This window comes from Methylolobus aquaticus (assembly GCF_054172105.1).
On record NZ_JBSYXP010000008.1, the window covers coordinates 193,050 to 219,834 of the forward strand.

The window sequence follows — 26,785 nt, forward strand, 5'->3', positions numbered from 1 at the left end:
CGGCCTGCTTCGGGATTTAGTTCGGTGTTGATTAGCGTGCGCCGCAGGACCTGGAAACTCGGAGGCGGATGGTCGAATACTCCATGCCAGTGATGCCGACCTGTTGCAACGAAATCGCTTTAGCGCCGTTCCCCACTATGCCGCGGGTGAATCAGGCCGGACGCTGCCGGGCGCCGATCCTGGCAAAGAACTGGGCGACTTTTTGTCGGATCAGCGGTGAGTCGGTGGGTAACGCGCGCTGATGGTCTTGACAGGGACTGTTACGACAGCCCTTTGATCTTACAGGTAGCGGAGCGTGTGTCCGCCGATGGCGAGCCACCTTCCGCGTTGGTTGGGGTAGAAGTTGGGGTAATTTTTGGGATTCGCGAATTTGGCGTCTAGCTCTAATTCGTATCCATTTGTTTTAATTGGTCGGGGCGAGAGGATTTGAACCTCCGACCACCTGCACCCCATACAGGTGCGCTACCAGGCTGCGCTACGCCCCGACGACTGACTGGACTTTGGCCGATTGCCGGCACTGGGGAAGACAACTGCGCTCTATCACTGCGGAAGCGATAGAGTGGCGCGCCCGAGACGACTTGAACGTCCGACCTTTGGCTTCGGAGGCCAACACTCTATCCAACTGAGCTACGGGCGCGTTGAACGCGAACTATATCACAGTTCAACCGTCGCTTAACAGGCTGCGCAGTTGGGCCAGCGAGGCGCGGCCGCGCTCCTTGCGCTCTTCGGGGTCGATCGGCACGCGGTCCGGCCACTCCAGATCTTCCGGCGGCAATTCTTCGAGGAAGCGGCTGGGTTCGCAACTTACCGCTTCGCCATAGCGTTTGCGCTGCGAGCAGTAGCTCAGTGTGAGCTGCTTCTGCGCCCTGGTAATGCCCACGTAGGCGAGACGGCGTTCTTCCTCGATGCCGTTTTCCTCGATGCTGGTCTGGTGTGGCAGCAGGTTCTCCTCGACGCCGACGACATAGACGTACGGGAACTCCAGGCCCTTCGCCGCATGCAGCGTCATCAGGTTGACGCGGTCGCCGCTGTTCTCCTCGTCCTGGCGGTCGAGCAGATCCAGCAACAGCACTTTGGAAACGCACTCGGCCAGCGTCTTCTGCTGCTCCTGCTCGCTGGCGATGCGCTTGAGCCAGTCCAGCAGCTCGCGCACGTTGCCGTAACGCCGTTCGGCGGTCGCGGCGCTGGCGCTGTTCTCGCGCAGCCAATGCTCGTAACCGATGCCTGTAATGAAGTCGTCGAGAACGCCGAAGGTGTCGCCGCGCTCGCAGCGGTCGGCGACGTCGCTGATGCGTTCGCAGAAATGCCGGAGCCGCTGCAGGGCGGAGTCGGACAGTTCCTGCGCGAGCCCGAGCTCGAAGCAGGCATCGAACAGGCTGACATGCCGCCGCTGCGCATATTGGCCCAGCTTCTCGAGCGTTGCCGGTCCGATCTCGCGGCGTGGCACGTTGACGATGCGGAGGAAGGCGGCGTCGTCGTCCGGGTTGATGATCAGTCGGAGATAGGCGAGCACGTCCTTGATCTCCGCATAGCCGAAGAAGGACGGACCGCCGTTGATGAAATAAGGCACGCTGAATTCGCGGAGCGCGCGCTCGAATAGCCGGGATTGGTGGTTGCCGCGGTAGAGCAGGGCATAGTCACGGAACTCGGTGCCGTGACGGAACTTGTGGTGGACGATGTCCGAGGCAATCTGGCGCGCCTCGGCGATTTCGTCCGTATGGCGCAAGACCCGGATCGGATCGCCGTGGCCCAGGGCGCTCCAGAGTTTTTTCTCGAAGACGTGCGGATTGTTCGCGATCAACTGATTCGCGGCGCGGAGGATCCGTCCGGTCGAGCGGTAGTTCTGCTCCAGCTTGATGACCTTCAGGCGCGGAAAATCGCGCTGCAACTGCGCGAGGTTCTCCGGCTGCGCGCCCCGCCACGCGTAAATCGACTGGTCGTCGTCGCCGACGACCGTGAAACGGCCGAGTCGCCCGGTCAGCAGCTTGACGAGCTGATACTGGGTTTCGTTGGTGTCCTGATACTCGTCGACCAGCAGGTAGCGGATGCGGTTGCGCCATTTCTCCAGCACGTCGTCTTGCTGCTGGAACAGCATGACCGGCAGCAGGATCAGGTCGTCGAAGTCGACCGCGTTGTACGACTTCAACAGGCGCAGCAGTTCGGCATACAGGCCCGCCGCGGCGCGCTGCGGCTCGTCTGTCGCCGCTTGCAGCGCTTGCTCGGGCAGCAGGAACAGGTTTTTCCAGCGACTGATCTGGCTCGCGTACGCGGCCGCGAGATCGGCATCGAAGCGTTCGGGGTGCTGCGCGCACAGTTCGCGGATCACGGCCATCCGGTCGTGTTCGTCGAAGATCGAGATGCCGGACTTCAGGCCCAGCGCCTTATGCTCGCGGCGGACGATGTCGAGCCCCAGGGCGTGAAAGGTCGAGACCGTCAGCCCACGCAGTTCGCGGTCGTCCAGGGTACGGCTGACGCGGCTCTTCATCTCGCGGGCGGCCTTGTTCGTGAACGTGACCGCGGTGATATAGCGGGCCGCCGTGCCCTGGCGCACTAGGTGGGCGATTTTCTCGGTAATTACCCGCGTCTTGCCGCTGCCGGCGCCGGCGATCACCAGCAGCGGACAGTCGACGGTCGTGACCGCGGCGCGCTGCGGCGGGTTCAGTTCGATCGCCATGCGTCACGCGGCCGGAGTTTGGCGGTCGAGCCGGCGGTAGGAGATCGCCTCGCCGACGTGCGGCGGAAGAATGTCGGCGCTGCCGGCAACATCGGCGATGGTGCGCGCCACCTTCAGGATGCGGTGATAGGCGCGGTGCGACAGGCCGAGCCGCTCAATCGCCTGCTCCAGCAGGTTCTGTCCCGGCGCATCGAGCCGGCAGACGCGCTTGATCTGTTGCGGCGTCAGCGCGGCATTCGGCACGCCACTCCGGTCCAGCGCACGCTGACGGGCCGCCGCAACCCGTGCGCGGATCGTGGCGCTGGTTTCGTCTCGGTCGGGGCTGGCGTCGCGCAGCATCGCGTTTCCGATGCGCGGAACCTCGATATGCATGTCGATGCGATCGAGCAATGGGCCCGATATGCGCTGGCGGTACCGCTGCACCTGATCCGCGGTGCAATGGCAGCGTCCGGAGGCATCGCCCAGATAGCCGCAGGGACAGGGATTCATCGCGGCGATGAGCTGGAAGCGTGCCGGGAAGTCGACGCGCCGGGCCGCGCGCGAGATGGTGATCGTGCCGGCTTCCATCGGTTCCCGCAGTACCTCGAGTACCTTGCGGTCGAATTCGGGCAGTTCGTCGAGGAACAGCACGCCATTATGCGCCAGCGAGATCTCGCCGGGCCGCGGGTTGCTGCCCCCGCCGACCAGGGCCGGTGCCGAGGCCGTGTGATGCGGTGCTCGGAACGGCGGCGTTCGCCACAGCGCAGGCGCGAACGGCAACTCGCTGACCGATGCGATCGCCGCGGTTTCCAGCGCTTCGGCCTCGCTCAACGGTGGCAGGATGCCCGGCAGGCGGGTGGCGAGCATGGACTTGCCCGTGCCCGGCGGGCCCGCCATCAGCAGGTTGTGACGGCCGACGGCAGCCACCTCCAGCGCGCGCTTGGCCTGGAAATGACCTTGCACGTCCGCGAAATCGGGGGGATCCGGCGGGATGGTTGCCGGCGCCTCGAATTCGGGGACCGAGGTCCCGAATGCGATGGATTCCTGGCCGTTCAGTTGCGCACAAACCTGCAGCAGGTGAGCTGCCGGCAGGATGTCGGCGCCGTCGACCAGACTGGCCTCGGCAGCATTGCCGCAGGGCAAAACCAGCGATCGGCCCGCATTGCGGGCTTCGACGGTGACCGGCAAGGCGCCGACGATCGGCCGCAGTTCGCCGCTCAGGGACAACTCGCCAACGCACTCCATCGCCGCCAGCGCTTCACGACGGATCTGCCCCGAGGCGGCGAGGATGCCGAGTGCGATGGCCAGGTCGAAGCGGCCGCCTTCCTTGGGAATGTCGGCCGGCGCCATGTTGACGGTGATGCGCTGGGCGGGGAATTCGAAGTGGCAATTGAGCAGGGCGCCGCGGACGCGGTCCTTGCTTTCCTTCACGGCGGTTTCGGGCAGGCCCACGATGGTGAAGTTCGGCAGGCCGTTGGAAATATGAACTTCAACCGTGACCAGCGGGGCTGCGATACCCTGCCTTCCCCGCGTGTAGACGATGGCCAGGCTCACGCTGCGACGCGGCCGGGCGCTAGGGCTTCAGAAGCTGCTTTTCCAGCTCGGCGATCTGGGCTTCGAGCGCTTCGAGTTTGGCCCGGGTGCGGGCCAGCACCTCGCGCTGCACGTCGAATTCCTCGCGACTGACCAGATTCATCTGGGACAAGGTGCCCTGAAGGATGGCGCGGAAATTTCTCTGAATCTCGTCGCGGATCTGCATCAGGCCGCCGGGGATGGCGTCGGCCAGACGCTTGGAGAGTTCATCGAGGGATGCGGGATCGAACATGGCTTGGAGGATAGCGAAGGGTGAACACGCTGTCCAGCCGAGGCGGCTGCCTTAGAAGTTCTACGAGTGCACCTAGATGGTGCGTATGCGTCAAATAGCCCTGTTGTGGTGCGTTCTTGGGGTTGGGTCAGGCTGGGCGCTCGGCGAAGAAGCGTAGGTTTCGTTGGAAGTCGGTCATGGCATAGGTCGTGCTTTTCCTGCTCTCGAATCGGCCGAATTGTCGGTCCGTGACGGTGAATATTGATTTCGGCCCGGATCATTCGAGGTCTCGACGGAGCCGCCATAGTGATGTTTTCTCAGGAGAACTTAAGATGAAATTTGTGACAGCGATTCTTAAGCCGTTCAAGCTCGATGATGTACGGGAGGCTCTTTCCGAAGTGGGCGTTTCCGGGATCACGGTGACCGAAGTCAAGGGCTTCGGACGGCAGAAGGGCCATACCGAGTTGTACCGGGGCGCCGAATACGTGGTCGACTTCCTCCCCAAGGTCAAGCTCGAAGTCGCGCTGGCCGACGACCAGCTCGACGCCGTGCTGGATGCCATTCGCCGCACCGCCAACACCGGCAAGATCGGTGACGGGAAAATCTTCGTGTTCGATCTCAATTCGGTCATCCGCATCCGGACGGGTGAAACCGGTCCCGAAGCTCTATAAGAAACGGAGAATCAGATGAGATATTTGACTGGGTTGTTGCTTTTCCTGAGCTTGGGTTTGTCGGGCGCTGCATTCGCCGAGACGGTTTCGCCCGCAGGCACGGTCACCGAGACCATCGTCGAGGTCATCGAGACCGAAGCCGCGCCGGACACGGCCGCGGCAGCTGAGGAAAAACCGAAACTGGACTCCGGTGACACGGCATGGATGCTGACCTCCACGGCCTTAGTGCTGTTCATGACCATCCCCGGCCTATCGCTGTTCTACGCCGGCATGGTGCGAACGAAGAACGTGCTGTCGGTGTTGATGCAATGCTTCGCCATCACGTCGTTGATGACCGTGCTGTGGATGCTATACGGCTACAGTCTGGCCTTCGACACCACCGGCATGGAAAAGGGTGTGTTCAACTTCCACTCGTTGATCGGCGGTTTCGGCAAGGCGTTCCTCTCTTCGGTGGAGCGCGACAGCCTGACCATGACGATCCCCGAAACGGTGTTCATGACCTTCCAGATGACGTTCGCGATCATCACCCCGGCGTTGACCGTGGGTGCCTTCGCCGAGCGCATGAAGTTTTCCGCGCTGCTGCTATTCACTGCAATCTGGTTTACGTTGGTGTACACCCCGATCGCCCACATGGTATGGAGCGGTGACGGTGGCTTGATGTGGGACTGGGGCGTCCTTGATTTCGCGGGCGGCACGGTCGTTCACATCAATGCGGGTATCGCGGGCTTTGTGACCGCGCTGATGCTCGGCAAGCGCAAAGGCTATCCCGAAACCCCGATGCCGCCGCACAACCTGGTGCTCACCGTGATCGGCGCGTCGATGCTGTGGGTCGGCTGGTTCGGCTTTAACGCGGGCAGCGCCGTGGCGGCGAACGGTACGGCCGGCATGGCGATGGCAACCACGCAAATCGCGACGGCCACGGCGGCCCTGGCCTGGATGTTCAGCGAGTGGTTGACCCACGGCAAGCCGAGCGTCCTCGGTATCGTGTCGGGCGCCGTCGCCGGACTGGTCGCTATCACCCCGGCGGCCGGCACCGCGGGTCCGATGGGCGCGCTGCTGATCGGTGGCGTGGCCGGCGTGGCGTGCTTCCTGGCTTCGACGAAACTGAAGCGCGCGATGGGCTATGACGACTCGCTGGACGTGTTCGGTGTCCACGCCGTCGGCGGTATCGTCGGTGCCATTCTGACCGGCCTGTGCGCGGCGGCCGAGCTCGGTGGCGCTGGCCTGGCTGAAGGCATCACGATCGGTGCGCAGCTTGGCGTGCAGGTCAAGGGCGTGTTGGTCACGGTCGTCTTCACGACGATCGGCACCTACATCATTCTGAAGGTGGTCGGCCTGCTGGTCGGCGGCCTGAGGATTTCCCCGGAAGACGAGACGCTGGGTCTCGACCTGGCCGAACACAACGAGCGCGGCTACAACCTCTGATCGAACCGGACATTCCGGACTTCGCGGACGGGCGCCTCAGGGCGCCCGTTTTCGTTGCGGCGACGTTACCGGCGATCCACCCGGGGGCCTGGCGCGCGGAACGTGAGGCTTCGGTCAGCGGGAGCAGGCGCTCTCGGCAGATTTCACGCCCATCTTTCTCAGGATCGTTTCGAGCGGGCAGAGCCGGGTGAAACCGCTCTGCAAGAGATTGGCGCCGACGAACGCAGTGAACCAGAGCCAGTTCGAACTGACGAACAAGGGACTGGTCTCGATACCCAGGCTCAGTGACAGCAACACAAAGAATCCGGCGACGACGCGGACCCAGCGTTCAGTGGTCATGATTCTTTCACCCCTTCATCAGCGGCCGCGACGCGGCGGTTGTCGGAGGGTGCATGGTACACTAAATGCTCAACCTTTCTTCCGGAGCGGGCATGCCCAAAGTCGTGATGTACACGAGTCGCTTATGTTCGTTCTGTCGTATGGCGGAACGGTTGCTGAACGCGAAAGGCGTCGAGCAGATCGAAAAGATACAGGTCGATGTCGAGCCGGCGCGCCTGAGCGAAATGATCGCCCGGACGCAGCGGCGGACAGTACCCCAGATCTTCATCGACGACTTCCATGTCGGTGGCTTTGACGACCTGGCGGCCCTCGACCGGTCCGGACAACTGGACGCGCTGCTCGAAGCCGGCTGACCGCGTGACCGAGAGCATTTCCTCTCAGTCCTGACCCTTCGAGCCGGATACGTCTACGACAGGCAGGGTCGGTTTCCGGTACGGCGCCAGCCACGGGCCACCGCCGACACGTCGGTGGATTTCGGAGTCTACCCTGGCCGGTTTTTCTTCGCCGGCATGAGTGGCCTTGCCCTCTTCGATATCCTTCATGCGAACCCGAATTCTCGCGCTGATCGCCCTGCTGGCACTCGCTGCCGGTCTGGCGTTGTGGCGGTATCTGCAAACTGCCGCATCGGGTGATCTCCCCGCGCAGCAGCAGGCAGCGCCGACGCCACCATCCCCAGGGCCGCCGCCGGCCGTCGGCGTCCGTGTGGCGAGGGTCTCGAAGGAGCGCGTGGATGACGAAATTACCGCGGTCGGCACGCTGGCGGCGAACGAGTCGGTGGTGATTCGTCCGGAACTGGCCGCCCGCATTGAGGCGATTCGCTTCACCGAAGGCGCGAAGGTTCGGACTGGCGATGAGCTGTTCGTGCTGAACGCCGATGAGATCCGAGCCACCCTAGCCCAGGCTGAAGCGCAGCAGTTGCTGGACCGTCAGAACTTTGAGCGGGTCAAGGAGATGCGCCGCAAGAACCTGACCAGCGTGCAGCAGTACGACGAGGTACTGGCCAAGCTGAAGGTCTCCGATGCCACGGTCGAGCGCGAGCGGGTGCGCCTTGCGAAGATGGTGATCCGGGCGCCGTTCGACGGCATTATCGGTTTGCGCGTAGTCAGCGTGGGCGACTACGTTTCCGTTGGCCAGGATCTCGTCAATCTGGAGGCGGTAGATCCGGTCAAACTCGACTTCAAGATTCCCGAGAAGTTTTCGGGTTCGATAAGCAACGGGCTGGCAGTTACCGCCAGCGTCGAGGCTTACCCTGGCCGGACCTTTGCGGGAAGGATCTTTGCGATCGATCCGCGCCTGGACGAGGCGACGCGAACGGTGCGGATCCGGGCGCGGTTGCCGAACGACAGGATGCTGCTGCGGCCGGGTATGTTCACGCGGATCCGGCTTGGGCTCGCCGGCACGCGCGAGGCGCTGTTCGTGCCCGAACAGGCCATCGTGCAGAAGAGCAGCAGCGCCTACGTGTTCCGCCTTGCCGGCGACAAGGTGAGCATGGTCGAGGTTACGACCGGCCACCATCGGCAGGGCGCGGTTGAGATTACGTCGGGACTGGCTCCCGGCGATCGTGTCGTGACCGATGGTCAGACCAAGTTGCGCGACGGTGCCACCGTGTCGGTGCTGGAACCCCAGGGCTGATTCCCCGATGGTCCTGTCCGATCTCTCGATCCGACGTCCCGTTCTGGCGACCGTCGCCAGCCTGATCCTGATCCTGCTCGGGGCCATGTGCTTCGAACGCCTGCCGGTCCGAGAGTATCCCGATATCGACGCCTCGGTGGTCTCGGTGAACACGGTCTACAAGGGCGCCAGCGCCGAGGTCATCGAGAGCCAGGTGACTCGTCCACTCGAGGATTCGCTGTCCGGAATCGAGGGCATCAAGATTCTGAAGTCGGTCAGTCGCGAGGAGGTCAGCCGGATCTCGGTCGAATTTACCCTGGCACGCGATCCGGACTCGGCGGCGGCCGACGTGCGCGACCGCGTGTCGCGGGTGCGCGCCCGCCTGCCGGAGGAAATCGAAGAGCCGGTCATCAGCAAGATCGATGCGGACGCGCAGCCGGTGCTCTGGTTGGCGTTCTCCAGCGAACGCCACAGTGCGCTCCAGATCACTGACATTGCCGACCGCTTCGTGCAGGATCGCCTGCAGACTCTGCCCGGCGTCTCGAATGTGATCATCGGTGGCGAGCGGCGCTACGCGATGCGCATCTGGCTCGATCGGGATCGGCTGGCCGCGCACGGTCTGACCGTGGGGGATGTCGAGAACGCACTGCAGCGTCGTAACGTCGAACTCCCGGGCGGGCGCATCGAGGGCTTGATGCGGGAGTTGACGGTCTTCAGCGAAACGGATTTGCGCACACCGGAACAATTCAACGCGCTGATCATCCGCGAGGTCAACGGTTATCCGATTCGGCTGAGCGACGTCGGGCGCGCCGAGATCGGTTCCGAGGACGAGCGCAACATCGTGCGCGTGAATGGCAATCCGGCGGTGGGGCTGGGCGTCGTCAAGCAGGCGACCGCCAACACACTCGAAGTCGCGCGCCTGGTCAAGGAGGAACTGCCGAAGATCAATGCGACCCTGCCGGCGGGCATGACGCTGCGGGTTTCCTTCGATACCTCGCTATTCATCGAGGAGTCCATCCGCGCCGTCTACAAGGCATTGTTCGAAGCGCTGGGCTTGGTGCTCGCCGTCACGTTCGTGTTCCTGCGCTCGCTCCGCACACTGCTGATCCCCTTCGTGACGATTCCAGTGTCGCTGATCGGTGCATTCATCTTTCTTTATGTGTTCGACTTTTCCGTCAACATCCTGACGCTGCTGGCGCTGGTCCTGGCGATCGGCTTGGTAGTCGACGACGCGATCGTCATGATGGAGAACATATTCCGGCGCATCGAATCCGGCATGAAGCCGTTTCCTGCGGCGCTGGAGGGTAGTCGGGAGATCGCCTTCGCCGTGATCGCGATGACGTTGACTCTGGCATCGGTCTTTACGCCACTGGCCTTCATGAGCGGCAACACCGGGCGATTGTTCTCGGAATTCGCGCTGGCGGTGTCCTGCGCGGTGCTGGTGTCCGGCTTCGTGGCGTTGACGCTCACGCCGATGATGTGCTCCCGCCTGTTGCGCGCGAGCGGACCGGAGGCCGGCGGCCACGAGCCCGCCGCGCCCGGACGGATGATGCGGGGCTTCGAGGCGCTGCTGCGCGTGTGGCTGCGCCATGGTCTCTGGACTTTTCTGTTGATGGGCCTGATGGGCTATGCGACCTACCGGCTGTTTGCGGCGCTGCCGTCGGAACTGTCGCCGCAGGAGGATCGCGGCAACATCATCGGTGCGATCTCCGCCCCCGAGGGTGCATCGATCGACTACACCGATGCGTACGCGGCGCAGATCGAAAAATTCGTCGCCGTCATCCCGGAAGTCAGTAGCTATTTCATGGTCGTCGCGCCCGGGTTGGAACGGCCGAATCCGGTCAACAGTGCACTGGCCTTCGTTCGGCTCGTGCCGTGGGGTGAGCGCACGCGGTCGCAGCAGCAAATCGCCGCCGAGCTGATGCCGAAATTTACGAGCCTGCCGGGGGTGCTCGCCTTTCCCATAAATCCTCCGTCCCTCGGGCAGAATTTCCGGAACCCGCCGGTTCAGTTCGTGATCCAGGGGCCGACCTATGCGGAACTGGAGGAGCGCGTGACCAGCTTCATGCGCAAGGTCACAACGCTTCCCGGGATCATGAACGTCGACAGCGACCTGAAGATGGACAAGCCGCAAATCCGTGTGTTCGTGAACCGGGAGAAGGCGGCGGACCTCGGGGTCGATATCGATGAGATCGGGCGGACGCTGCAGACGCTGCTCGGCGGCCGGCAGGTGACCCGTTTCAAGCGGGAGGGAGAACAGTACGATGTCATCGTGCGCTTGGCGGACAGCGAGCGCGCCGCGCCGGGCGACATCCTTTCCATCTACTTGCGCAGCGAAAAGGGGGAACTGGTACAGCTGGCGAATCTGGTCGACTTGCAGACGCTGGCCTCGGCCAAGGAACTGAATCACTTTAACCGCCTGCGGGCTGCGACCGTCTCCGCGAATCTCGCGCCTGGGTTTACGCTGGGGCAGGCGCTGGCGGAGTTCGACCGCGTCGCGCGTGAGTTGCTGCCGCCCAGCTTCAAGACCGACCTGACCGGGCAGTCGCTCGAGTTTCGGGAGTCCAGCCAGACTTTGTACCTGACTTTCCTGTTTGCGCTGGCCTTCATCTACCTGGTGCTGGCGGCGCAGTTCGAGAGTTTCGCCGATCCGCTGATCATCCTGCTGACCGTTCCGCTCGCCCTGATCGGGGCGCTGCTCGCACTCAAGCTCAGTGGGGGTACGCTCAATGTCTACAGTCAGATCGGCCTCGTGATGCTCGTCGGGCTGATCACCAAGAACGGCATCCTGATCGTGGAGTTCGCCAACCAGCTCGCGCGCTCGGGCATGGCGGCCGTCGATGCCGCCGCGAGTGCCGCGGTGCTCCGGTTGCGCCCGATCGTCATGACCTCGCTGACGATGATCCTCGGTGCGCTCCCTCTGGCCCTGGCTACCGGGGCGGGCGCCGAGAGCCGACAGCAGATCGGCTGGGTTATCGTCGGCGGTATGACGATTGGAACCTTTCTGACAGTATTTGTCATACCATCCGTGTACGTTTCGTTCTCGACGCTCTTCGGTGCACGGCGTTCGCACGACAATGGTTGACAAACCGTCAGGTTTTGACCGTTGAGCGCACGCTAATGTATAGTCGCCACTCCTCATCCTGAGGCCGGGTGAAACGGCATCCGGGCATTCCGAGCGCTTAGCGTACGACCAGCCAGACACTCTGTTCTGAGTTCCGGATAGAGAAATACAACAACCTTGAATTGCAAGCGAGGGAAGATTTTATGCGTACATCCAATTTTATAAGGGGCGGACTGCTCGTTATCACCCTGTTCCTGGCTGCACTGGCCCCGTCGGCCAGTTGGGCCCATGGCGGTGCGAGCGTCGAGGCAGACAAGTGCCGGATCAACGTCGGCCCGCACTTGGTGCATTTTACGGCTTACCAGCCGCAGATCGGCGGAACCACGGAGTACTGTAACGACATTCCCGAAGTGGGCCCGGTCACCATCGTATTCGACTACGAGGGCAAGGCGCTGCGCGAGATGACGGTGGAGTTCGAGATCACGAAGGAGCCTGCCGGCACCCGTGTCTTCTATCAGCCGCCCACGAAGAACCCCAAGGGGACCTACAACACGCAGCTTAACCTGACGGAGTCCGGTCCTTACCTGGCGCATGTCACTCTGGTGAATGAAGGCCAGAAAGTCGACGCGCACGTCCCGTTCAAAGTGGGTGCATCCGCCAGCGGGATGTCGACCACCACCTTCATCGTGATCGCAGTGATCCTGATCGCAGTCGGTTACATCCTTTATCTGTCGAATCCGGCCTTCCAGGCGATCGTGGACAAGTTGCTGAAGAAAAAGAAGGCAGCCTGATCCCTGCCGGATCTGGAGAGACACTTCGGGAGAACGAAAGGGACGTCGCCCGACGTAATTAGCGCTACACACATTACGCCGTAATGGCCCCGTGCAAGATGATCAATCGCTCGTTTGCTTTCCTCGCCGGTGCGATGCTCGCCCTCGGGGCCGCACCCGTCAGTGCCGTCAACACGCCGCCGCCGAGCGCCAAAGTGGCCCCCGGCAAGTCGGAACCGTTCTGTGACACCGGAACACCTTCGATCTGGCGCGATGCGCAAACCCTCGAGGGAGTTGCAATTCAGGAATCACGGGTGTGCGATCCGGACAATCCTGCCGACATTGCGGCGTTCGTGAAAGGCACGAACAATATCTCCATGCAGACTTTGATGGATACGCAGCTCGCTGCGGACGCCATCACCAAGACGAACGATATCGACGGGGACGGCGACCCCGATCATATCGTCATCAAGCTGGAAGTGATCGAAGTCAACGGGCACTCGCCCGATTTCCCGGGCGTCGTGCCGACTTTCGACGTGGCGCCCGGCATCCAGCCCGCCTTCTGGGTATTCGCCCCGAAGACGCGCGACATGTCCACAAAGAGCTTTGCCAGCGCCGAAGCCAATCCGTATCTCAGGGCACCGGCTCCGGTGATTCGCGTGGAGCAGGGCGATGTCGTGTGGATCACGCTCGAGAACAGCCACTATTTTCCGCATTCCATCCATCTGCATGGCGTCGATCATCCATTCATGGATCACAGCGGCGACGGCAATGACGGTGTCGGACAGACGAGTCAGATGGACGTAATGCCGGGTCAGAGTAAGACCTATGTGATCAAGCCGCGTCAGGCCGGCACCATGTATTACCACTGCCACGTGCAGCCGCACACCCACATTCCGATGGGATTGGCGGGCATGTTGGTCGTGGAGGAAAACCGTCCGAACAACTGGGTCCAGACCCTTAACGTCGGGGCAGGTCAAGTACGGCACCCGTCCGCGTCCGTTGCTGCGGAGTATCAACAGGAATACGACATCCACTACCAGTCGGTCGACAAGGAACTGCACAAGCTGACGCAGTCGTACAACGATCCGCGTCTGATCGCCCGCGCGATCAACCAGGAATACGACATCACGGACGCTACCGACGATTATTATCTTATGAACGGGCGTGCCTTCCCGTACACGCTGCGGGAGTCACTGATCGTCGTCGAACCGAACCAGAAAGTTAAGCTGCGGGTCCTCAACGGGCATACCGAGAATCTCGCGCTGCACATTCACGGCCACAAGGCGACAGAAACGCACTATGACGGTGTGCCGCAGCGGCCCGAGGCGCGCGTAACGCGCGACGTCTACAACATGGCCCCCGCACAGCGACTGGATCTGGAACTGAACACCACCAATGACGGCCTGCATAGCTTCGGCTCGGGCATATGGATGTTCCATGACCATGTCGAGAAGGCCTTCACCACTGACGGGGTCGGTGAGGGTGGCAGCATCAGCCTACTCGTCTACAAGGAATTCATTGACGATAAGGGGCTACCCAAGACGCACGGAATGGATCTCAAGCCCTACTTCACGAAGGAATTCTGGCAGCGCAAGGTGCCGGTGTGGCAAGAGTCCGGCGACGACTGGGGCAGTCTCGCGCTGCCCGAGACCGAAGTGTCGGCTGAGCCAGCGCCAGCACCCACTGCGACCGCTGCCGCACCAGCCGCAGCAGCTGCCTCAAGCGCTTGGGGAAACCTGTTCTTTGGGTTTTTGCTGGGCACCTTGGGTTACTTCTTGTTTGTTCACCGTGAGCGAGTGATGGCGCTTTCCAACCAACTCATCACCCAATTCCGTAGCAAGACTTCCGGTTGAGATTCCCGATGAACACGCTCAGACGCTTACTCCTGGCCTCTGCTGTCGCGGCCGTTTCGACGACGGCTTACCCTGCCGGTGAATCCAACGAAATCGTCGAACACACGATGCTGATGGATCATGGTGACGGCCATTTGATGGATATGGATGGCGGCATGATCATGGGGCAGAACAAAGATCGCCTGCCGGATGGATGTAGCAAGATTGCCGCGACCAAGGAAGTGACGGTACGCGCCGGGCATAAGTATTCGAAGAATTTTCCCGGAACGATGTTCGCGTTCGACCAGCAGGAGTTTCGCTTCGAGCCTTGCACCAAGCTGACCGTGCACTTCATCAACGAGGATCACATCCGTCATCAATGGATGATGCATGGCCTGCCGAAGTACATGTACGACAAGGGCATGTTCCATCTTGAAGTCACCGGGCCGGCCAAGATCAGCGGCACGCTGATCCTGCCCAACGAGGACAAGACCTATCTGGTGCACTGCGATATCGCGCAGCACATGGAAAAGGGCATGAAGGCGCAGTTGATCGTTGGGAAGGGCAGTGCGCCGTTTCCGAGCATTCCCGGCTTGACCGATCAGGTGATTCGGGACCACTACGGCCCGGGGCCTGCTCCGACTCAGGTGGTGGTGCCCGCGGATATTGATCGAACCGGGATGTCCAATGCGGCTGCACCGGCAAGCGCGTCTGCGCCGGAAACCGAATCGTGGTTTTCCGGTATGACAGTGATCGGCGCACTGGTCGGTGCCTTCGGTGCCCCGTTTGCGGCTCGTGCGTGGGGCGGGCGGCTGGCTCGCCTCACGGCAAAGGACGCGGGGAACGTCCTTGCGGCTGCGGCTCGCCGGATGTGGGACCATGCCATTGTGGTCGTTGAATGGGTCGTGCGCCAGATAAGGGCCCGAACCGGTTGAATGTCCTTTCACGCTGGCCGTTGGGGGGATCTCTACCTGATCGCCCCGGCGCCGGAGCCACGATGCGGCGGCATCGGATGTTGAACAGTCGATAGCAATCCCGAAATCAAGGGCGTTATCCGAGCGAATCTCGGATACCGTGTCGACTAACGGTTTGGCGGGGTTTGGTCCGGATACCGGAATGCAACCGCGGCAAACTCCTCCTTGAGTGTCATGAAGGCGTCGACGACATCCGCGTCGAAGTGCCTACCACGACCCGCCACGATGATCCCTTCCGTTTCGTCCAGCGGGATCGGTTCCTTGTAGACGCGACGGCTGATCAGAGCGTCGAACACGTCAGCCAGAGCCATCAGGCGGGCGGGCACCGGTATTGCCTCGCCCGCCAGTCCGTCGGGGTATCCGCTGCCATCCCATTTCTCGTGATGCCGCAGCGCGATCTCCTTCGCGATTTCAAGGAAGGCGAGTGGACTACCCTCGATTTCCTGAGCACTGCGGTCGAGCGCCTCAAATCCCAGCCGGCAGTGTTTTTGCAGCGTCGCGTAATCGTCGCTGTTCAGAGCGCCGCGCATGGCCTTGTCAATGGCATCCGCGCCGAGCCGGCTATGGGTCTTCATGATCTCGAATTCCGACTCGGTCAGCCGTGAGTCCTTGAGCAGTATCTGATCGGGAATGCCGACCTTGCCAATGTCGTGCAGCGGTGCGGCCTTGACGATGAGTTCGAGGCGACGTGGCTTCAGGGCTTCCGCAAAGCGGGGATGGCCGCGCAGCGCATTGGCCAACAACGACACATAGGCCTGAGTGCGTCGGATATGGTTTCCGGTCTCCCAGTCGCGCGTTTCGGCGAGATTGGCGAGGGCGCGGATGCTGACGTCCTGAATCAACTGGTTTTCACGGATGCGGCGAGCGACCTCCGACTCCAGAAACCCCGTCTGGTCCTTCAGCCAGTCGCGTGTTCGTTTCAGTTCGAGATGATTGCGCACGCGCGCGAGCAGAATCGCCGGGCGGATCGGCTTGGTGATGTAGTCGACCGCGCCCAGGTCGAGTCCACGTTCCTCGTCGTCCATCTGGTCCATTGCGGTCACGAAAATGACCGGGATGTCCCTGGTCGATGGATTAGCCTGCAATTCCTGAAGCACCGAATATCCATCCATGTCGGGCATCATCACATCCAGCAGGATGAGGTCCGGGTGCGGCGCGCTGGCGGCGGCCCGAAGCGCACGTGTGCCGTTATTCACTGCCCGCACGCGGTAATGGGGCTGCAGCAGTTCACCCAGAACCACGAGGTTTTCCGGCATGTCGTCGACGGCCAGTATGGTCGCTCTGTCAGCCTCGAAGTTGCTGTCCGTGTTACTCATGTTCCGGATCTGGCTGGCTGCCGGAAGTTACCGATAGATGATCCGGCGCTTCCGTCCCCCACCCGTCGGCGCGCGGCGTTTGCAGCCGGTTTTTCTGAGCCATCGGGCCCGTTGCGGGTTCAATGGTTCTGGTCCAGCAGCCGCTCGATCGCACTGCGCAGTGACTCCGGCGCGTCGGTCGGCGCGTAACGAGCAACGACCTGGCCATCGCGATTCACCAGAAACTTCGTGAAATTCCACTTAATCGCGGTAGTGCCGAGGAGGCCGGGAGCGCTCTGCTTGAGGTAGTTGAACAAGGGGTGAGCTCCGTCGCCGTTCACTTCCTCCTTTTCCGACAGCGGAAAGCTGACGCCGTAATGCGTGTCGCAGAATGCGGCGATCGCCTCGGAATCTCCGGGTTCCTGCGCTCCGAATTGATTGCATGGAACGCCGATGACCGTCAGACCACGCGCTGCGTAATCCCGGTGCAGCCGTTCGAGCCCGGCATACTGCGGTGTGAAGCCACAGCGACTGGCGGTGTTGACGATCAACAGGACGTGCCCGCGAAAGTCGGCCAGCTTGAGCGGGTGTCCGTCAAGCGTTCGTAGAGCAAAGTCATAGACCGATGTGTTCGTCATGCTGGAAGTTCTTCTCGACAGCGTTGGGCACTCATGAACAAAGACTTTGACCTGGCAGGCAGGCGCGTAGTGCCGCTAGAACAAACCGGTGACACGGCCCTGCTCGTCGAGGTCGATATGTTCCGCGGCTGGAACTCGAGGCAATCCAGGCATCGTCATCATGTTGCCGCAGATAGCGACGACGAATTCGGCGCCGAGACTGGGGCGGACCTCGCGTATCGACAGAATATGGCCTGTCGGAGCGCCCTTCAGGCTGGCATCACCGGAAAACGAATATTGAGTTTTCGCAATGCAGACCGGGAAGTGACTGTAGTCCTTGCTGAGCTGGGCCAGTTGTTCACGCGCCTTGGAGTCGGCCGTGACGTCGGCAGCACCGTAAATTTTTGTGGCCACGGCCTTGATCTTGTCCCAAAGCGGCGCGTGCTCGTCATACAGAAAGCGGAATTCGGGGGGCTCGTTGTCGAGCGTCGACATCACTTCCCGAGCGAGATCTTCCGCTCCCTTGCCGCCTTCCGCCCAGTGTTTGGAGAGCACGGCCCGTACGCCCAGTTCGCCCACCCGGCGTTGCAGCAGGTTGATCTCGGCATCGGTGTCGGAACTGAAATGATTGATCGCAACCACGCAGGGCAGACCGAATTGCTGAGTCAGGTTGTGGAAATGCCGTGCCAGATTCGCAAAGCCGGTTTCCAGTGCAGCGAGGTTCTCGGTTTGCAACTCTGCGACGGGAACGCCGCCGTGGTATTTCAGAGCGCGCACCGTCGCGACCAGCACGACGGCGTCAGGCTGGATGCCGGCCTTGCGGCACTTGATGTCCAGGAATTTCTCGGCCCCCAGGTCTGCGCCGAAGCCGGCTTCGGTGACGACGATGTCGGCGAGTTTCAGGGAGGCTTTGGTTGCAACGACCGAGTTGCAGCCGTGGGCGATGTTTGCGAAGGGCCCGCCGTGGACCAGTGCCGGATTGTTCTCGAGGGTCTGCACGAGATTCGGGCGCAGCGCATCCTTCAGCAGGACCGCCATGGCTCCATGGGCGTTGATGTCACGCGCGAAGACCGGACGGTTGTCGCCTCGCGTGTAACCGACCAGGATGTTGCCGAGTCGATGCTTCAGTTCCTGCAGCGAGTTCGACAGGCAAAGGATCGCCATGACCTCCGATGCCGCAATGATGTCGAAGCCGTCCTGGCGCGGAAAACCGTTGGGAACGCCGCCGAGTCCGACTACGATGTCCCGCAGCGCGCGGTCGTTCATGTCCACGACGCGTTTCCAATGGACTTGCCGGGCGTCGAGATTCAGCGCGTTCCCGTGATGGAGGTGGTTGTCGATCATCGCCGACAACAGGTTGTGGGCGACAGCAAGCGCATGGAAGTCACCCGTAAAATGCAGGTTGATGTCCTCCATGGGGACGACCTGCGCATAGCCGCCGCCGGCGGCACCGCCCTTGACTCCGAAACAGGGGCCCAGGGCCGGTTCACGCAGGCAGATCATCGTACTCTTGCCGAGCCGGTTCAGCGCGTCCCCCAGTCCGACGGTGGTCGTCGTCTTGCCTTCTCCGGCCGGGGTCGGGCTAATCGCCGTTACCAGCACCAGTTTGGCATCGGGGCGGGCCGGCAGTTGGTCGATGTATTCCAGTGACAGTTTGGCCTTGTAGTGGCCATACGGATCAAGGTGTTCAGGCGGTATACCCAGGCGGTCTTGGGCAAGCTCGATGATGGGCCGCATCCGGGCGGATTGCGCAATTTCGATGTCGGACATGGATACTCCTTGAGGGGCTCCCTGCGCTGTCCCCGCTGTTATGCAGGGTAGCGGCAAGCCTCGGGTGGCGGACCAATGGGTCGCCGTTATTCGTCGAAGATGGTAGCAACTTGGACAGCCAGTTTCAGCCCTTCAGAGCGGTTTTTCTGCCACCCGGCATCAGTCGGACGCTTTCCCATTACAATGAAGGCCGTTGTGTCGGCTGACCTCATGCGTATCCAAATCCTGCCCCCCCAACTGGTCAACCAGATTGCCGCCGGCGAAGTGGTTGAAAGGCCTGCATCGGTTATCAAGGAATTGCTCGAGAACGCCTTCGATGCGGGTGCCGGAACCGTCCACGTCGATGTCGAGCGGGGAGGGCTCGCGCTGATCCGTGTGCGCGACGACGGCTGCGGTATTGTCCGCGAGGACCTGCCACTGGCGCTGTCGCGTCACGCGACCAGCAAGATTGCTTCGCTGCGCGATCTGGAGCGGATTCGCAGCATGGGCTTTCGCGGCGAAGCGCTGCCGAGCATCAGCTCGGTCGCCCGGCTGCGCCTGACCTCGCGTACCGCGGACGACGCCTGCGGCTGGTCGGTCGTCGCCGACGGGACCGAGGATGGCTTCGAATTCCAGCCCGCGGCGCATCCTCCGGGCACGACCGTCGAGGTTCGCGACCTGTTCTACAACACGCCGGCGCGGCGCAAGTTCCTGCGGTCGGACAAGACCGAGTTCTCGCATATCGACACGCTGATCCGGCGCATGGCACTGAGCCGCTTCGGGACCGGCTTTCAGCTGCGCCATAACCAGCGCGAAATCCTAAACCTGCGACCCGCGACCGACGATCACGAGCAGAGCGGGCGCGTCGCGCTGTTGTGCGGCGAGGCGTTTCTGCAGCAGTCGCTGCGGCTGGATTTCACGGTGGGCGAACTGCGGCTGACGGGCTGGCTGGGGTTGCCGACCTTCTCGCGCAGCCAGCCGGACCTGCAGTTTTTCTATGTCAACGGGCGTCTGGTTCGCGACAAGATCGTCAGCCATGCCTTGCGTCTGGCCTACGACGATGTCCTCTACCATGGGCGTCATCCCGCCTACGTGCTGCATCTGGAGATCGATCCGGTACTGGTCGATGTGAATGCCCACCCGGCCAAGCTCGAAGTCCGCTTTCGGGAGAGCGGCCTGGTCCATGACTTTCTGCACCGAGGAGTCAAGAGAGTACTGGCCGACAACCGGCCGGGGCAGGAGCAGACGGCCACCGGTTTGGCGTCAGTGCCGGCTCCGGCCTTCCCGGAGGCACAGTCTTTCGGCGAGAGCAGGACGCCAGTCCAGGCCCCATTGTCCTTCGGTGTCGCCGATCAGGTTCGAGCTTACGCCGACCTGTATCGGTCTTCCCCGGAAAACGCGGGATCGCCAATGGTCGCGCCGGCCGGGCAGGAGATACCGGCGCTCGGTTTCGCGCTGGCGCACCTCCATGGCGCGTACATTCTGGCGGAGTCGCAGGAAGGGCTCGTGGTGGTCGATGCGCATGCCGCTCACGAGCGCATCACTTACGAGAAGCTCAAGCGGCAATGGTCCTGTGGTGCCGTCGCCTGCCAGCCGCTGCTGCTGCCGGTCCAGATTGCGGTCAGCGCAGCCGAGGCCGATCTGGTCGAGGAGCATGGCGAGGAACTCGCTGCTCTGGGGCTGGAGCTCAGCTGCGCCGGGCCCGGCTCGGTGCTGATCCGCGGAATTCCGGCGCTGCTGGACGAAGTCGATGCCGAAAGCCTGGTGCGCGATCTGCTGTCGGATCTGGTGTTGCACGGGCGCAGTTCCCGCCTCGAACAGTACCGGCACGAGATTCTGTCGACACTGGCCTGTCATGGATCGGTCCGCGCCAATCGCAAACTGACCGTGCCCGAGATGAATGCCCTGCTGCGCGAAATGGAAGCGACCGAGAACAGCGGTCAGTGCAATCACGGGCGGCCGACCTGGGTGCAGTTCAGTACCCGAGATCTCGACCGCCTGTTCCTGCGCGGGCGGTGAAGAAGGCCGATTTGCCGGTCGTCGTGGCCGTGATGGGGCCGACGGCCTCGGGCAAGACCCGGCTGGGAATCCGGCTGGCCCAGTCTTTCGACGGCGAGGTAATCAGCGTCGATTCGTCGCTGGTCTACCGCGGCATGGACATCGGCACGGCCAAGCCGACACTCGACGAACGGGCTGGTGTACCGCACCACCTGATCGACATCATCGACCCGCGGGACGCCTATTCGACCGGGCAGTTTCGGGACCAGACCCTGAGCCTGATTCAGGACATAGCACAGCGCGGTCGGTTGCCGCTGCTCGTGGGTGGAACGATGCTGTATTTCAATGCGTTGTTCCAGGGTCTGGCCGATCTGCCTGAAGCCGACCCGGCGGTCCGGCGTGCGATTGATGACGAGGCGGAACGCTTCGGTTGGCACCATCTGCATGCCCAGCTTCAGGTCGTCGATCCGGCCGCCGCGCGCCGGATCCATCCCAACGATCCGCAGCGCATCCAGCGGGCCCTGGAGGTGTACCGGCTCACCGGCCATTCGCTGACGGCGTTGTGGGCGCGTGCGGCCACCCAGCCCCTGCCGTTCCGTGTGATCCGCCTGATCGTGGCCCCGTCAGACCGCGAACGCTTGCACGAGCGCATCCGCTCGCGCTTCCTCGATATGTTGGAGCGTGGTTTGGTAGCCGAGGTTGAAGCCCTGTTTCGTCGCGGTGATCTCGATGAATCGCGCCCGGCGATCCGCGCGGTCGGTTATCGCCAAATCTGGTCTCTATTGAAGGGCGAGTGCGACCATCCGGAAATGATCGAGCGGGCGGTTGTCGCGACCCGGCAGTTCGCGAAGCGGCAGTACACCTGGCTGCGCCGCGAACACGAAGCGCTGTCGTTCGTCAGCGAGGATCCCGAGCTGGATGAGCGCGTCATGTCCGCGCTGCTTCCCCGGCTGTGTGCTCAGCGCGCCGTGTCCCAGCGCTGACCGGTTTTTTCCCGGGGCGTTGACGGAGCCGTCGCCCAGCAGATCCTGCGCCCGGTCAGGCGGACAGCAATCTGCCCAGCGCCGTGTGCACGCGCGCGGTCAGGGCGTCGGCCCGGGTTCCCTCGGCGGGTTGCATGGGCGCGCCGAAGCGGACGTCCACCGTCGCGCGACGTTGGGGAAATATACGGCCAGGCGGCATGATTCCGGCCGTGCCCACGATCGCCACCGGAACGATCGGCACGGCCATCTCCACCGCCAGGAGCCCGGTACCGCCTTTGAGCTCCAGCAATGGCCGATCCGTGCGGTTCATCTGGCCTTCTGGGAAAATCAGGACATTCCACCCGTCATCGAGCAGGCGCCCGATGTACTCGAGTCCCGGCCGGATGTTTTCGTCGCTGCCGGTCGGAAACGGAAACGCATTCAGCGCCAGTTCCCCCAAAGGGACGGCCCACGGGAAGCGCCGGTAGAGCACTTCCGTGGAGGCCGCGATGGCGAGACGGCTGCGTATGTGCGAGGGCAGGGCGAAACTCACGACGGCCGAGTCGAGATAACTGCGGTGATTGGCCATGAACAGCACCGGTCCCCGAACCTCAGTCAAGGATTCGAGGCCACTGATGCGCAGCCGGCAGAACGGCTGCAGCCATGAGCGCACGAAGATCGCCAGCGCCGCGGGCCGCAGCGCGCAGGCCCAGGGGGACAGCGACCAGCGCGGATAACGGGCCACGGATGGCGCTAGCGCGGACTGCCGTTCCACCCGATTTTCGAGTTCGGCGAGCGTCGTTTCCGGTTTGATCTCCACCTCCTGTAGCACGACGCCCAACGTGTCCTCGATGCGGGCGACGAGTTCGAGGCGGTGCAGAGAGTCCAGGTTCAGATCCGCGACCGGACGCAGGGTGTCGGACAGCGCGTTCAGGGGGGTGCCCGTCAACTCGGCGATCAGCCGGCGCAGCGGCGTGTGGCGCCCGTCCGGCTTGGCAGGTGGTTCGGGATGTTCTGCCAGGCGCCGAATCACCTCTTCCTTCTTGACCTTGCGCGTCACCGAGCGCGGAAAGTCGGCCTCCGGCCACAGCGACCAGCTCGTGACCTGCTGATGGGGTGCCAGATGGCGGTTCGCGGCGGCGACGGTTGCTGCTGCGTCCCCGGTGTCGCAGATCAGGACGGCATGCACGATCGTTCTTCCGTTGCGGTCCAGGCCAACCACGGCGCTGTCGATCACGCCGGGGATCCTGTTGAGTTCGGCCTCGATATCCTCGGGAAACACGTTCTCTCCGCTTGGCCCCAGAATCATATACTTCCGACGCCCGAACACGTGCAGGAAACCGTCCGGGTCGAGGCGACCACCGTCCCCGGTGCGGAGCCAGTCGCCATCGAAAGTCTCGGCAGTGCGAGCGGGATTGCGGAAATAGCCCTGCATGACGCCCGGACCGCGGACCTCGATCTCGTCGCCGACGATTCGGACCTCCACCCCGGCGATGGGGCGGCCGACCGTACCGCTGCGGTGCGCTGTCGGCGTATTCGCGGCGATCACAGGGCTGGTTTCGGTCAGGCCATAGCCCTGCAGCACTTCGAATCCCAGCGCCCACCACTTCTCCTCCAGTTCCGCATCCAGCGGTGCGCCGCCGCAGACGATGGTCCGCAGTGTTGGCGAGAGGCGCCGGCGGATGCGGGCGCGCAGCAGCGGGCGGGACCACCGGGGCAGGCGGCCGAGCCTGGCTTCCAGGCGGTCCATCATCGTCCGAAGCACCTCGGGGATCACGACCAGGTGCGTGGCCCGGGTATGAGCCAGGGCCTCGAGTATCGCCCGAGACGTTGGGGTTGCCAGATAGGTGACGCTGGCCCCGGCCCGGAGAGGGCACAGGATTCCGGTCATCTGTCCGAAAACATGGAACAGCGGCAGCAGCGTCAGCACCTGGTCCTGCGGTTGCAGCGGCACCGCTGCATGCACACCTTCGAGATTCGCCAGCAGATTGGCATGCGAGAGCATGACGCCCTTCGGATCGCCCGTGGTTCCGGAGGTGTAAATGATTTCGGCGAGGCCGCCGGCAACCTCTGCCGACGCCTCGCCGGTAGCCGGCGGGTCGCGGTCGAGCGGCACATCTATCGTCATCAGCGGCAGGGCTGCCAGCGGCCACGCTGAGTGTATCGAAGCCAGAACCAGCTTTGGTTCCGCCGCCGCGACGATACGTTCGAGTTGTGACGCGGGGCTCTTGGGGTTCAGTGGCACGACCACGGCCCCCCGCGTCAGGATGCCGAAGAACGCGGCGACCCAGTCGAGTGAATTCTCCGCGAACAGGAGCACGCGATCGCCCGCGACGACACCGCGGTTGCCCAAATCAGCCGCGACAAGTGCTGCCCGCACCGACAGGTCCTGGTAGGTCCACCGGACCGTGCGGTAGCGCGGACGGCTCTGCAGCGCGAGGCAGGTCGCGTGCCGCTCGGCTTGGCACGCCAGAAAGGAAGGCAGATCGGCCATGGCAGCGGCTCTCCGAAGGGGCCGCGCTGGCGGAGCGGAGGAACCGGGAGGACCCGACTCGAACGGCTGGGCTTTGGCGGCTGACACAGTTTAACCGAATCGCGGCACGGTACCCTCGTGGGCTGCGAGAGCCGCCATGAAGGGGATAGGACTGGTCCGCCGGTCAGGCGGCTGCGTCAACCCCCAATCAATTGCAGTTCCGAAAGCCGCGCGTAGAGGCCGCCGGATTGCCTCAGCGCATCGGGGCGTCCCTGTTCGACGATGCGGCCATGCTCCATGGCCACGATGCAGTCGGCGCGCTGCACCGTCGCGAGCCGGTGGGCGATGATCAGCGTTGTGCGTCCGGCCATGGCCGTCGCCAGCCCCTGTTGCACGAGACGCTCAGACTCGGCATCGAGCGACGAGGTGGCCTCATCCAGTAGCAACAGCGGCGCGTTCTTCAGAATGGCACGTGCAATGGCGATACGCTGCCGCTGACCGCCGGAAAGCCGGATTCCGCGCTCGCCGAGGAAGGTCCGATAACCATCGGGGAGTCGCTGGATGAACTCGTCGGCCTGCGCATCGCGCGCGGCAGCGATCACTGCCTGGTCATCGGCGTCGGGCCGGCCGTAGCGGATGTTTTCCATCGCGTCGGCCGAGAATATCACGGGCTCCTGCGGCACGACGGCGATGGCTTCGCGGAGTTCGTCCAGGGCGAGTGCACGGACGTCGACACCGTTGAACCGCACGGCCCCCTCGCTCACGTCGAAAAATCGCTGCAGCAAAAGGAACACCGTCGTCTTCCCCGCTCCGGAGGGACCTATCAAGGCGACCGTCGCGCCCTCGTCGACTGCTAGATCGAAGCCCGAGAGCGCCGCAATCTGCGGGCGTGACGGGTACCGGAAGCTAACGCGTTCGAAGCGGATGCCGGCTCGCTGCACTTTAGGCAATCGAACCGGCGCAGGCGACGGGGTCAGCGAGGGCACAGCATGCACCAGTTCCATCAGTCGCTCGGCAGCACCGGCGGCGCGCATGACGTCCCCCCAAACTTCCGACAGTGTGCCCGCCGCTCCCGCGACGATGACGGCATACAGCACGAACGACGTCAGTTGGCCGCCGGTCATGCTGCCGTCCGCCACAGCGCGTGCGCCCAGCCACAGCACGAAGAGAATGGCGCCGAAGACCGCCATGATGACCAGTTGAGTCAGCAGGGCGCGCCATCGCGAGCGCGTCATCGCCGTCCGGAAGGCGGTTTCGACCAGCCCGGCGTAGCGGCGGGCCTCGATGTCCTCGTGCGTGTAGGACTGGACGGTGCTGGCGGCGTTCAGGATCTCTCCGGCGACGGCCGACGCGTCGGCGATACGATCCTGGGAGTCGCGTGACAGACGGCGAACGTGGCGTCCCAGGACGATGAGCGGCAATATCAGCGTGGCCAGCAGTCCAGCCGTGATCCCGAACAGCCGGAAGTCGGTGACGGCCAGCATGGCCAGACCGCCCAGAGCCTGAAACAGGCTCCGCAGACCCATCGAAGCCGAGGAACCGACCACCGTCTGGACCAGTGTCGCATCGGCGCTTAGCCGGGACAGGATCTCGCCGGTCTGCAGCGTCTCGAAGAAGGCCGGCGACTGGCGCAGGACGCGCGCATAGATGGCGTTGCGGAGGTCGGCCGTGACCCGTTCACCCAGCCAGTTGACCAGGTAGTACCGCCCGGCGACGGCTGATGACCAGACCAGTCCGATGCCGAAGAGTGCGACGAACCGCCAATGCGCGCGTTCCGCGGTTTCGGGCCCGGCGCCGGCGCGCAGGAACCCTTCATCGATGAGGGTGCGGAAGCCCGCGGGTACCATCAGGATCGAGGCCGAGCCGATGCACAGCAGGACGAAGGCGAGAGCGATGCGCAGCCGATAAGGCCGCAGGAAGGGCCCTAAAGTCTTCAATGCCGAGATCCGCCGGGGCGCGCCCCCTGCGGGTATGGGTGATGGAGCCGTCACCTGGCCCGCACCTCGCGTAGCGCGAGGCGAAACGCGCCGGCCTGACGGTCGGCGATCAGGATGCCGAGCGCCTTGGCCTGCGGGAACGCCAGCCCGGGTGCATGTTCGACGGGCCGGCCGCGACGGCGGGCAGTGAAATCACTCGCCGTGAAGCTTAACCACTCCCAGTGGCCGGATGTCACGAAGGGCGCCTGATAGGTCAAGCCATGGTCGAAGGGTTCCGTTCTCAGCGTGATACGGTAGCGCTGCCCGTCTCCGCGCAGATGCACGGAGAGGACGGTGGTCTCCGGCGGCAGCGCCAGCGGGCCGCGGAAGGAGGCGAATCCACCGCCATTGGCGAGGGAAAGGGCGCCGGCGAAGATCAGTGCGTCGCCCTCATGCATTACCCGGCTGGTCGAGATGCCGCCCATGACGTCGTCGTTGACGGTTCGGAAGGGAGCGACCGACAGGAAATCCGGGAACGAGAGGAGTGGGTGGTTCGGGTGGCGCATCGTTCGCGGCGTCTGGACTTTTGGGATGGTACCCCACCCTGCGGGGGTCGGAAAGCAACGCGC

Annotated in this window: 21 protein-coding genes and 2 tRNA genes; 10 read left to right on the plus strand and 13 right to left on the minus strand. The window is 63.3% G+C overall.

All coding sequences use genetic code 11. From position 1 onward, the window contains the following. Window positions 1-408 precede the first annotated feature (408 nt). The 5 genes from ACW73L_RS12780 to ubiK form a co-directional block, all read right to left on the minus strand. A tRNA-Pro gene (locus ACW73L_RS12780) sits at window positions 409-485 on the minus strand. 75 nt (window positions 486-560) lie between these two features. Then, window positions 561-637 (minus strand) — tRNA-Arg (locus ACW73L_RS12785). A 24-nt stretch (window positions 638-661) separates the two neighbouring features. Then, window positions 662-2,674, minus strand: a complete 2,013-nt coding sequence (gene rep, locus ACW73L_RS12790; RefSeq protein WP_498922497.1) for a DNA helicase Rep — start codon at window positions 2,672-2,674, stop codon at window positions 662-664. 3 nt (window positions 2,675-2,677) lie between these two features. After that, a complete protein-coding gene (locus ACW73L_RS12795) occupies window positions 2,678-4,207 on the minus strand; it encodes a YifB family Mg chelatase-like AAA ATPase (RefSeq protein WP_498922499.1) in 1,530 nt (509 codons plus the stop codon). A 19-nt stretch (window positions 4,208-4,226) separates the two neighbouring features. Beyond that, window positions 4,227-4,478: a ubiquinone biosynthesis accessory factor UbiK gene (gene ubiK / locus ACW73L_RS12800; protein WP_498922501.1), complete on the minus strand. Its 252-nt coding sequence runs from the start codon at window positions 4,476-4,478 to the stop codon at window positions 4,227-4,229. A 311-nt stretch (window positions 4,479-4,789) separates the two neighbouring features. On the opposite strand from ubiK, the gene glnK reads away from it, so the two are divergent. Both glnK and ACW73L_RS12810 read left to right on the plus strand, forming a co-directional pair. Further along, the gene (gene glnK / locus ACW73L_RS12805) at window positions 4,790-5,128 is read left to right on the plus strand and encodes a P-II family nitrogen regulator (RefSeq protein WP_129883045.1); all 339 of its coding nucleotides are present in this window, start codon (window positions 4,790-4,792) and stop codon (window positions 5,126-5,128) included. A gap of 15 nt (window positions 5,129-5,143) precedes the next feature. Continuing rightward, on the plus strand, window positions 5,144-6,553 hold the full coding sequence (locus ACW73L_RS12810; RefSeq protein ID WP_129883044.1) for an ammonium transporter: 1,410 nt from the start codon (window positions 5,144-5,146) through the stop codon (window positions 6,551-6,553). A gap of 114 nt (window positions 6,554-6,667) precedes the next feature. Here the strand turns inward: ACW73L_RS12810 and ACW73L_RS12815 are convergent, their stop codons facing one another. Beyond that, a complete protein-coding gene (locus ACW73L_RS12815) occupies window positions 6,668-6,892 on the minus strand; it encodes a YgaP family membrane protein (protein WP_129883043.1) in 225 nt (74 codons plus the stop codon). Window positions 6,893-6,984: 92 nt separating this feature from the next. Here ACW73L_RS12815 and grxC point away from each other — a divergent pair, with 92 nt between their 5' ends. Beyond that, a complete protein-coding gene (gene grxC / locus ACW73L_RS12820) occupies window positions 6,985-7,245 on the plus strand; it encodes a glutaredoxin 3 (protein WP_129883042.1) in 261 nt (86 codons plus the stop codon). Window positions 7,246-7,269: 24 nt separating this feature from the next. Here grxC and ACW73L_RS12825 read toward each other — a convergent pair whose 3' ends face one another. Beyond that, window positions 7,270-7,434 (minus strand): hypothetical protein, encoded by a 165-nt coding sequence (locus ACW73L_RS12825; RefSeq protein ID WP_498922504.1) that lies wholly within the window; start codon window positions 7,432-7,434, stop codon window positions 7,270-7,272. On the opposite strand from ACW73L_RS12825, the gene ACW73L_RS12830 reads away from it, so the two are divergent. The 5 genes from ACW73L_RS12830 to ACW73L_RS12850 all read left to right on the plus strand — a co-directional run bounded on the left by ACW73L_RS12830 (window position 7,433) and on the right by ACW73L_RS12850 (window position 15,107). Beyond that, entirely contained in the window at window positions 7,433-8,524 is a 1,092-nt protein-coding gene (locus ACW73L_RS12830) for an efflux RND transporter periplasmic adaptor subunit (RefSeq protein WP_498922505.1), read from the plus strand. The genes ACW73L_RS12825 and ACW73L_RS12830 overlap by 2 nt on opposite strands. Before the next feature lie 7 nt (window positions 8,525-8,531). After that, window positions 8,532-11,588: an efflux RND transporter permease subunit gene (locus tag ACW73L_RS12835; RefSeq protein WP_498922507.1), complete on the plus strand. Its 3,057-nt coding sequence runs from the start codon at window positions 8,532-8,534 to the stop codon at window positions 11,586-11,588. Between the two features lie 182 nt (window positions 11,589-11,770). Continuing rightward, window positions 11,771-12,358, plus strand: coding sequence for a hypothetical protein (locus tag ACW73L_RS12840; RefSeq protein ID WP_139555984.1), 588 nt, complete (start codon window positions 11,771-11,773; stop codon window positions 12,356-12,358). 98 nt (window positions 12,359-12,456) lie between these two features. After that, window positions 12,457-14,193, plus strand: coding sequence for a multicopper oxidase domain-containing protein (locus ACW73L_RS12845; RefSeq protein ID WP_498922608.1), 1,737 nt, complete (start codon window positions 12,457-12,459; stop codon window positions 14,191-14,193). An 8-nt stretch (window positions 14,194-14,201) separates the two neighbouring features. Beyond that, complete coding sequence (locus ACW73L_RS12850) at window positions 14,202-15,107, plus strand: cupredoxin domain-containing protein (RefSeq protein ID WP_498922509.1); 906 nt, start codon at window positions 14,202-14,204, stop codon at window positions 15,105-15,107. 146 nt (window positions 15,108-15,253) lie between these two features. On the opposite strand, the gene ACW73L_RS12855 is transcribed toward ACW73L_RS12850, so the two are convergent. From ACW73L_RS12855 to ACW73L_RS12865, 3 genes are all read right to left on the minus strand, one after another. Further along, window positions 15,254-16,462 carry an HD domain-containing phosphohydrolase gene (locus ACW73L_RS12855; protein WP_498922510.1) on the minus strand — a complete coding sequence of 403 codons (1,209 nt, stop codon included), beginning with the start codon at window positions 16,460-16,462 and terminating at the stop codon, window positions 15,254-15,256. Window positions 16,463-16,581: 119 nt separating this feature from the next. Beyond that, entirely contained in the window at window positions 16,582-17,079 is a 498-nt protein-coding gene (locus ACW73L_RS12860; RefSeq protein WP_498922512.1) for a glutathione peroxidase, read from the minus strand. A 75-nt stretch (window positions 17,080-17,154) separates the two neighbouring features. Then, on the minus strand, window positions 17,155-18,828 hold the full coding sequence (locus tag ACW73L_RS12865; protein WP_498922514.1) for a formate--tetrahydrofolate ligase: 1,674 nt from the start codon (window positions 18,826-18,828) through the stop codon (window positions 17,155-17,157). 210 nt (window positions 18,829-19,038) lie between these two features. Here ACW73L_RS12865 and mutL point away from each other — a divergent pair, with 210 nt between their 5' ends. Beyond that, a complete protein-coding gene (mutL, locus tag ACW73L_RS12870; protein ID WP_498922516.1) occupies window positions 19,039-20,826 on the plus strand; it encodes a DNA mismatch repair endonuclease MutL in 1,788 nt (595 codons plus the stop codon). Further along, on the plus strand, window positions 20,823-21,788 hold the full coding sequence (miaA, locus tag ACW73L_RS12875; RefSeq protein WP_498922518.1) for a tRNA (adenosine(37)-N6)-dimethylallyltransferase MiaA: 966 nt from the start codon (window positions 20,823-20,825) through the stop codon (window positions 21,786-21,788). The genes mutL and miaA overlap by 4 nt, the downstream gene beginning before the upstream one ends. A gap of 55 nt (window positions 21,789-21,843) precedes the next feature. Here the strand turns inward: miaA and ACW73L_RS12880 are convergent, their stop codons facing one another. The 3 genes from ACW73L_RS12880 to ACW73L_RS12890 all read right to left on the minus strand — a co-directional run bounded on the left by ACW73L_RS12880 (window position 21,844) and on the right by ACW73L_RS12890 (window position 26,722). Next, a complete protein-coding gene (locus ACW73L_RS12880; protein ID WP_498922520.1) occupies window positions 21,844-24,261 on the minus strand; it encodes an AMP-binding protein in 2,418 nt (805 codons plus the stop codon). A gap of 176 nt (window positions 24,262-24,437) precedes the next feature. Then, complete coding sequence (locus ACW73L_RS12885) at window positions 24,438-26,177, minus strand: ABC transporter transmembrane domain-containing protein (protein ID WP_498922522.1); 1,740 nt, start codon at window positions 26,175-26,177, stop codon at window positions 24,438-24,440. Window positions 26,178-26,227: 50 nt separating this feature from the next. Then, on the minus strand, window positions 26,228-26,722 hold the full coding sequence (locus ACW73L_RS12890; protein ID WP_498922524.1) for a CIA30 family protein: 495 nt from the start codon (window positions 26,720-26,722) through the stop codon (window positions 26,228-26,230). Window positions 26,723-26,785 lie beyond the last annotated feature (63 nt).

Coding starts and splice junctions, on each gene's coding strand:
- rep (WP_498922497.1), bottom strand. CDS start 2,674: ATGGCGATCGAACTGAACCCGCCGCAGCGCGCCGCGGTCACGACCGTC.
- ubiK (WP_498922501.1), bottom strand. CDS start 4,478: ATGTTCGATCCCGCATCCCTCGATGAACTCTCCAAGCGTCTGGCCGAC.
- glnK (WP_129883045.1), top strand. CDS start 4,790: ATGAAATTTGTGACAGCGATTCTTAAGCCGTTCAAGCTCGATGATGTA.
- ACW73L_RS12810 (WP_129883044.1), top strand. CDS start 5,144: ATGAGATATTTGACTGGGTTGTTGCTTTTCCTGAGCTTGGGTTTGTCG.
- ACW73L_RS12815 (WP_129883043.1), bottom strand. CDS start 6,892: ATGACCACTGAACGCTGGGTCCGCGTCGTCGCCGGATTCTTTGTGTTG.
- grxC (WP_129883042.1), top strand. CDS start 6,985: ATGCCCAAAGTCGTGATGTACACGAGTCGCTTATGTTCGTTCTGTCGT.
- ACW73L_RS12830 (WP_498922505.1), top strand. CDS start 7,433: ATGCGAACCCGAATTCTCGCGCTGATCGCCCTGCTGGCACTCGCTGCC.
- ACW73L_RS12825 (WP_498922504.1), bottom strand. CDS start 7,434: ATGAAGGATATCGAAGAGGGCAAGGCCACTCATGCCGGCGAAGAAAAA.
- ACW73L_RS12835 (WP_498922507.1), top strand. CDS start 8,532: ATGGTCCTGTCCGATCTCTCGATCCGACGTCCCGTTCTGGCGACCGTC.
- ACW73L_RS12840 (WP_139555984.1), top strand. CDS start 11,771: ATGCGTACATCCAATTTTATAAGGGGCGGACTGCTCGTTATCACCCTG.
- ACW73L_RS12845 (WP_498922608.1), top strand. CDS start 12,457: ATGATCAATCGCTCGTTTGCTTTCCTCGCCGGTGCGATGCTCGCCCTC.
- ACW73L_RS12850 (WP_498922509.1), top strand. CDS start 14,202: ATGAACACGCTCAGACGCTTACTCCTGGCCTCTGCTGTCGCGGCCGTT.
- ACW73L_RS12855 (WP_498922510.1), bottom strand. CDS start 16,462: ATGAGTAACACGGACAGCAACTTCGAGGCTGACAGAGCGACCATACTG.
- ACW73L_RS12860 (WP_498922512.1), bottom strand. CDS start 17,079: ATGACGAACACATCGGTCTATGACTTTGCTCTACGAACGCTTGACGGA.
- ACW73L_RS12865 (WP_498922514.1), bottom strand. CDS start 18,828: ATGTCCGACATCGAAATTGCGCAATCCGCCCGGATGCGGCCCATCATC.
- mutL (WP_498922516.1), top strand. CDS start 19,039: ATGCGTATCCAAATCCTGCCCCCCCAACTGGTCAACCAGATTGCCGCC.
- ACW73L_RS12880 (WP_498922520.1), bottom strand. CDS start 24,261: ATGGCCGATCTGCCTTCCTTTCTGGCGTGCCAAGCCGAGCGGCACGCG.
- ACW73L_RS12890 (WP_498922524.1), bottom strand. CDS start 26,722: ATGCGCCACCCGAACCACCCACTCCTCTCGTTCCCGGATTTCCTGTCG.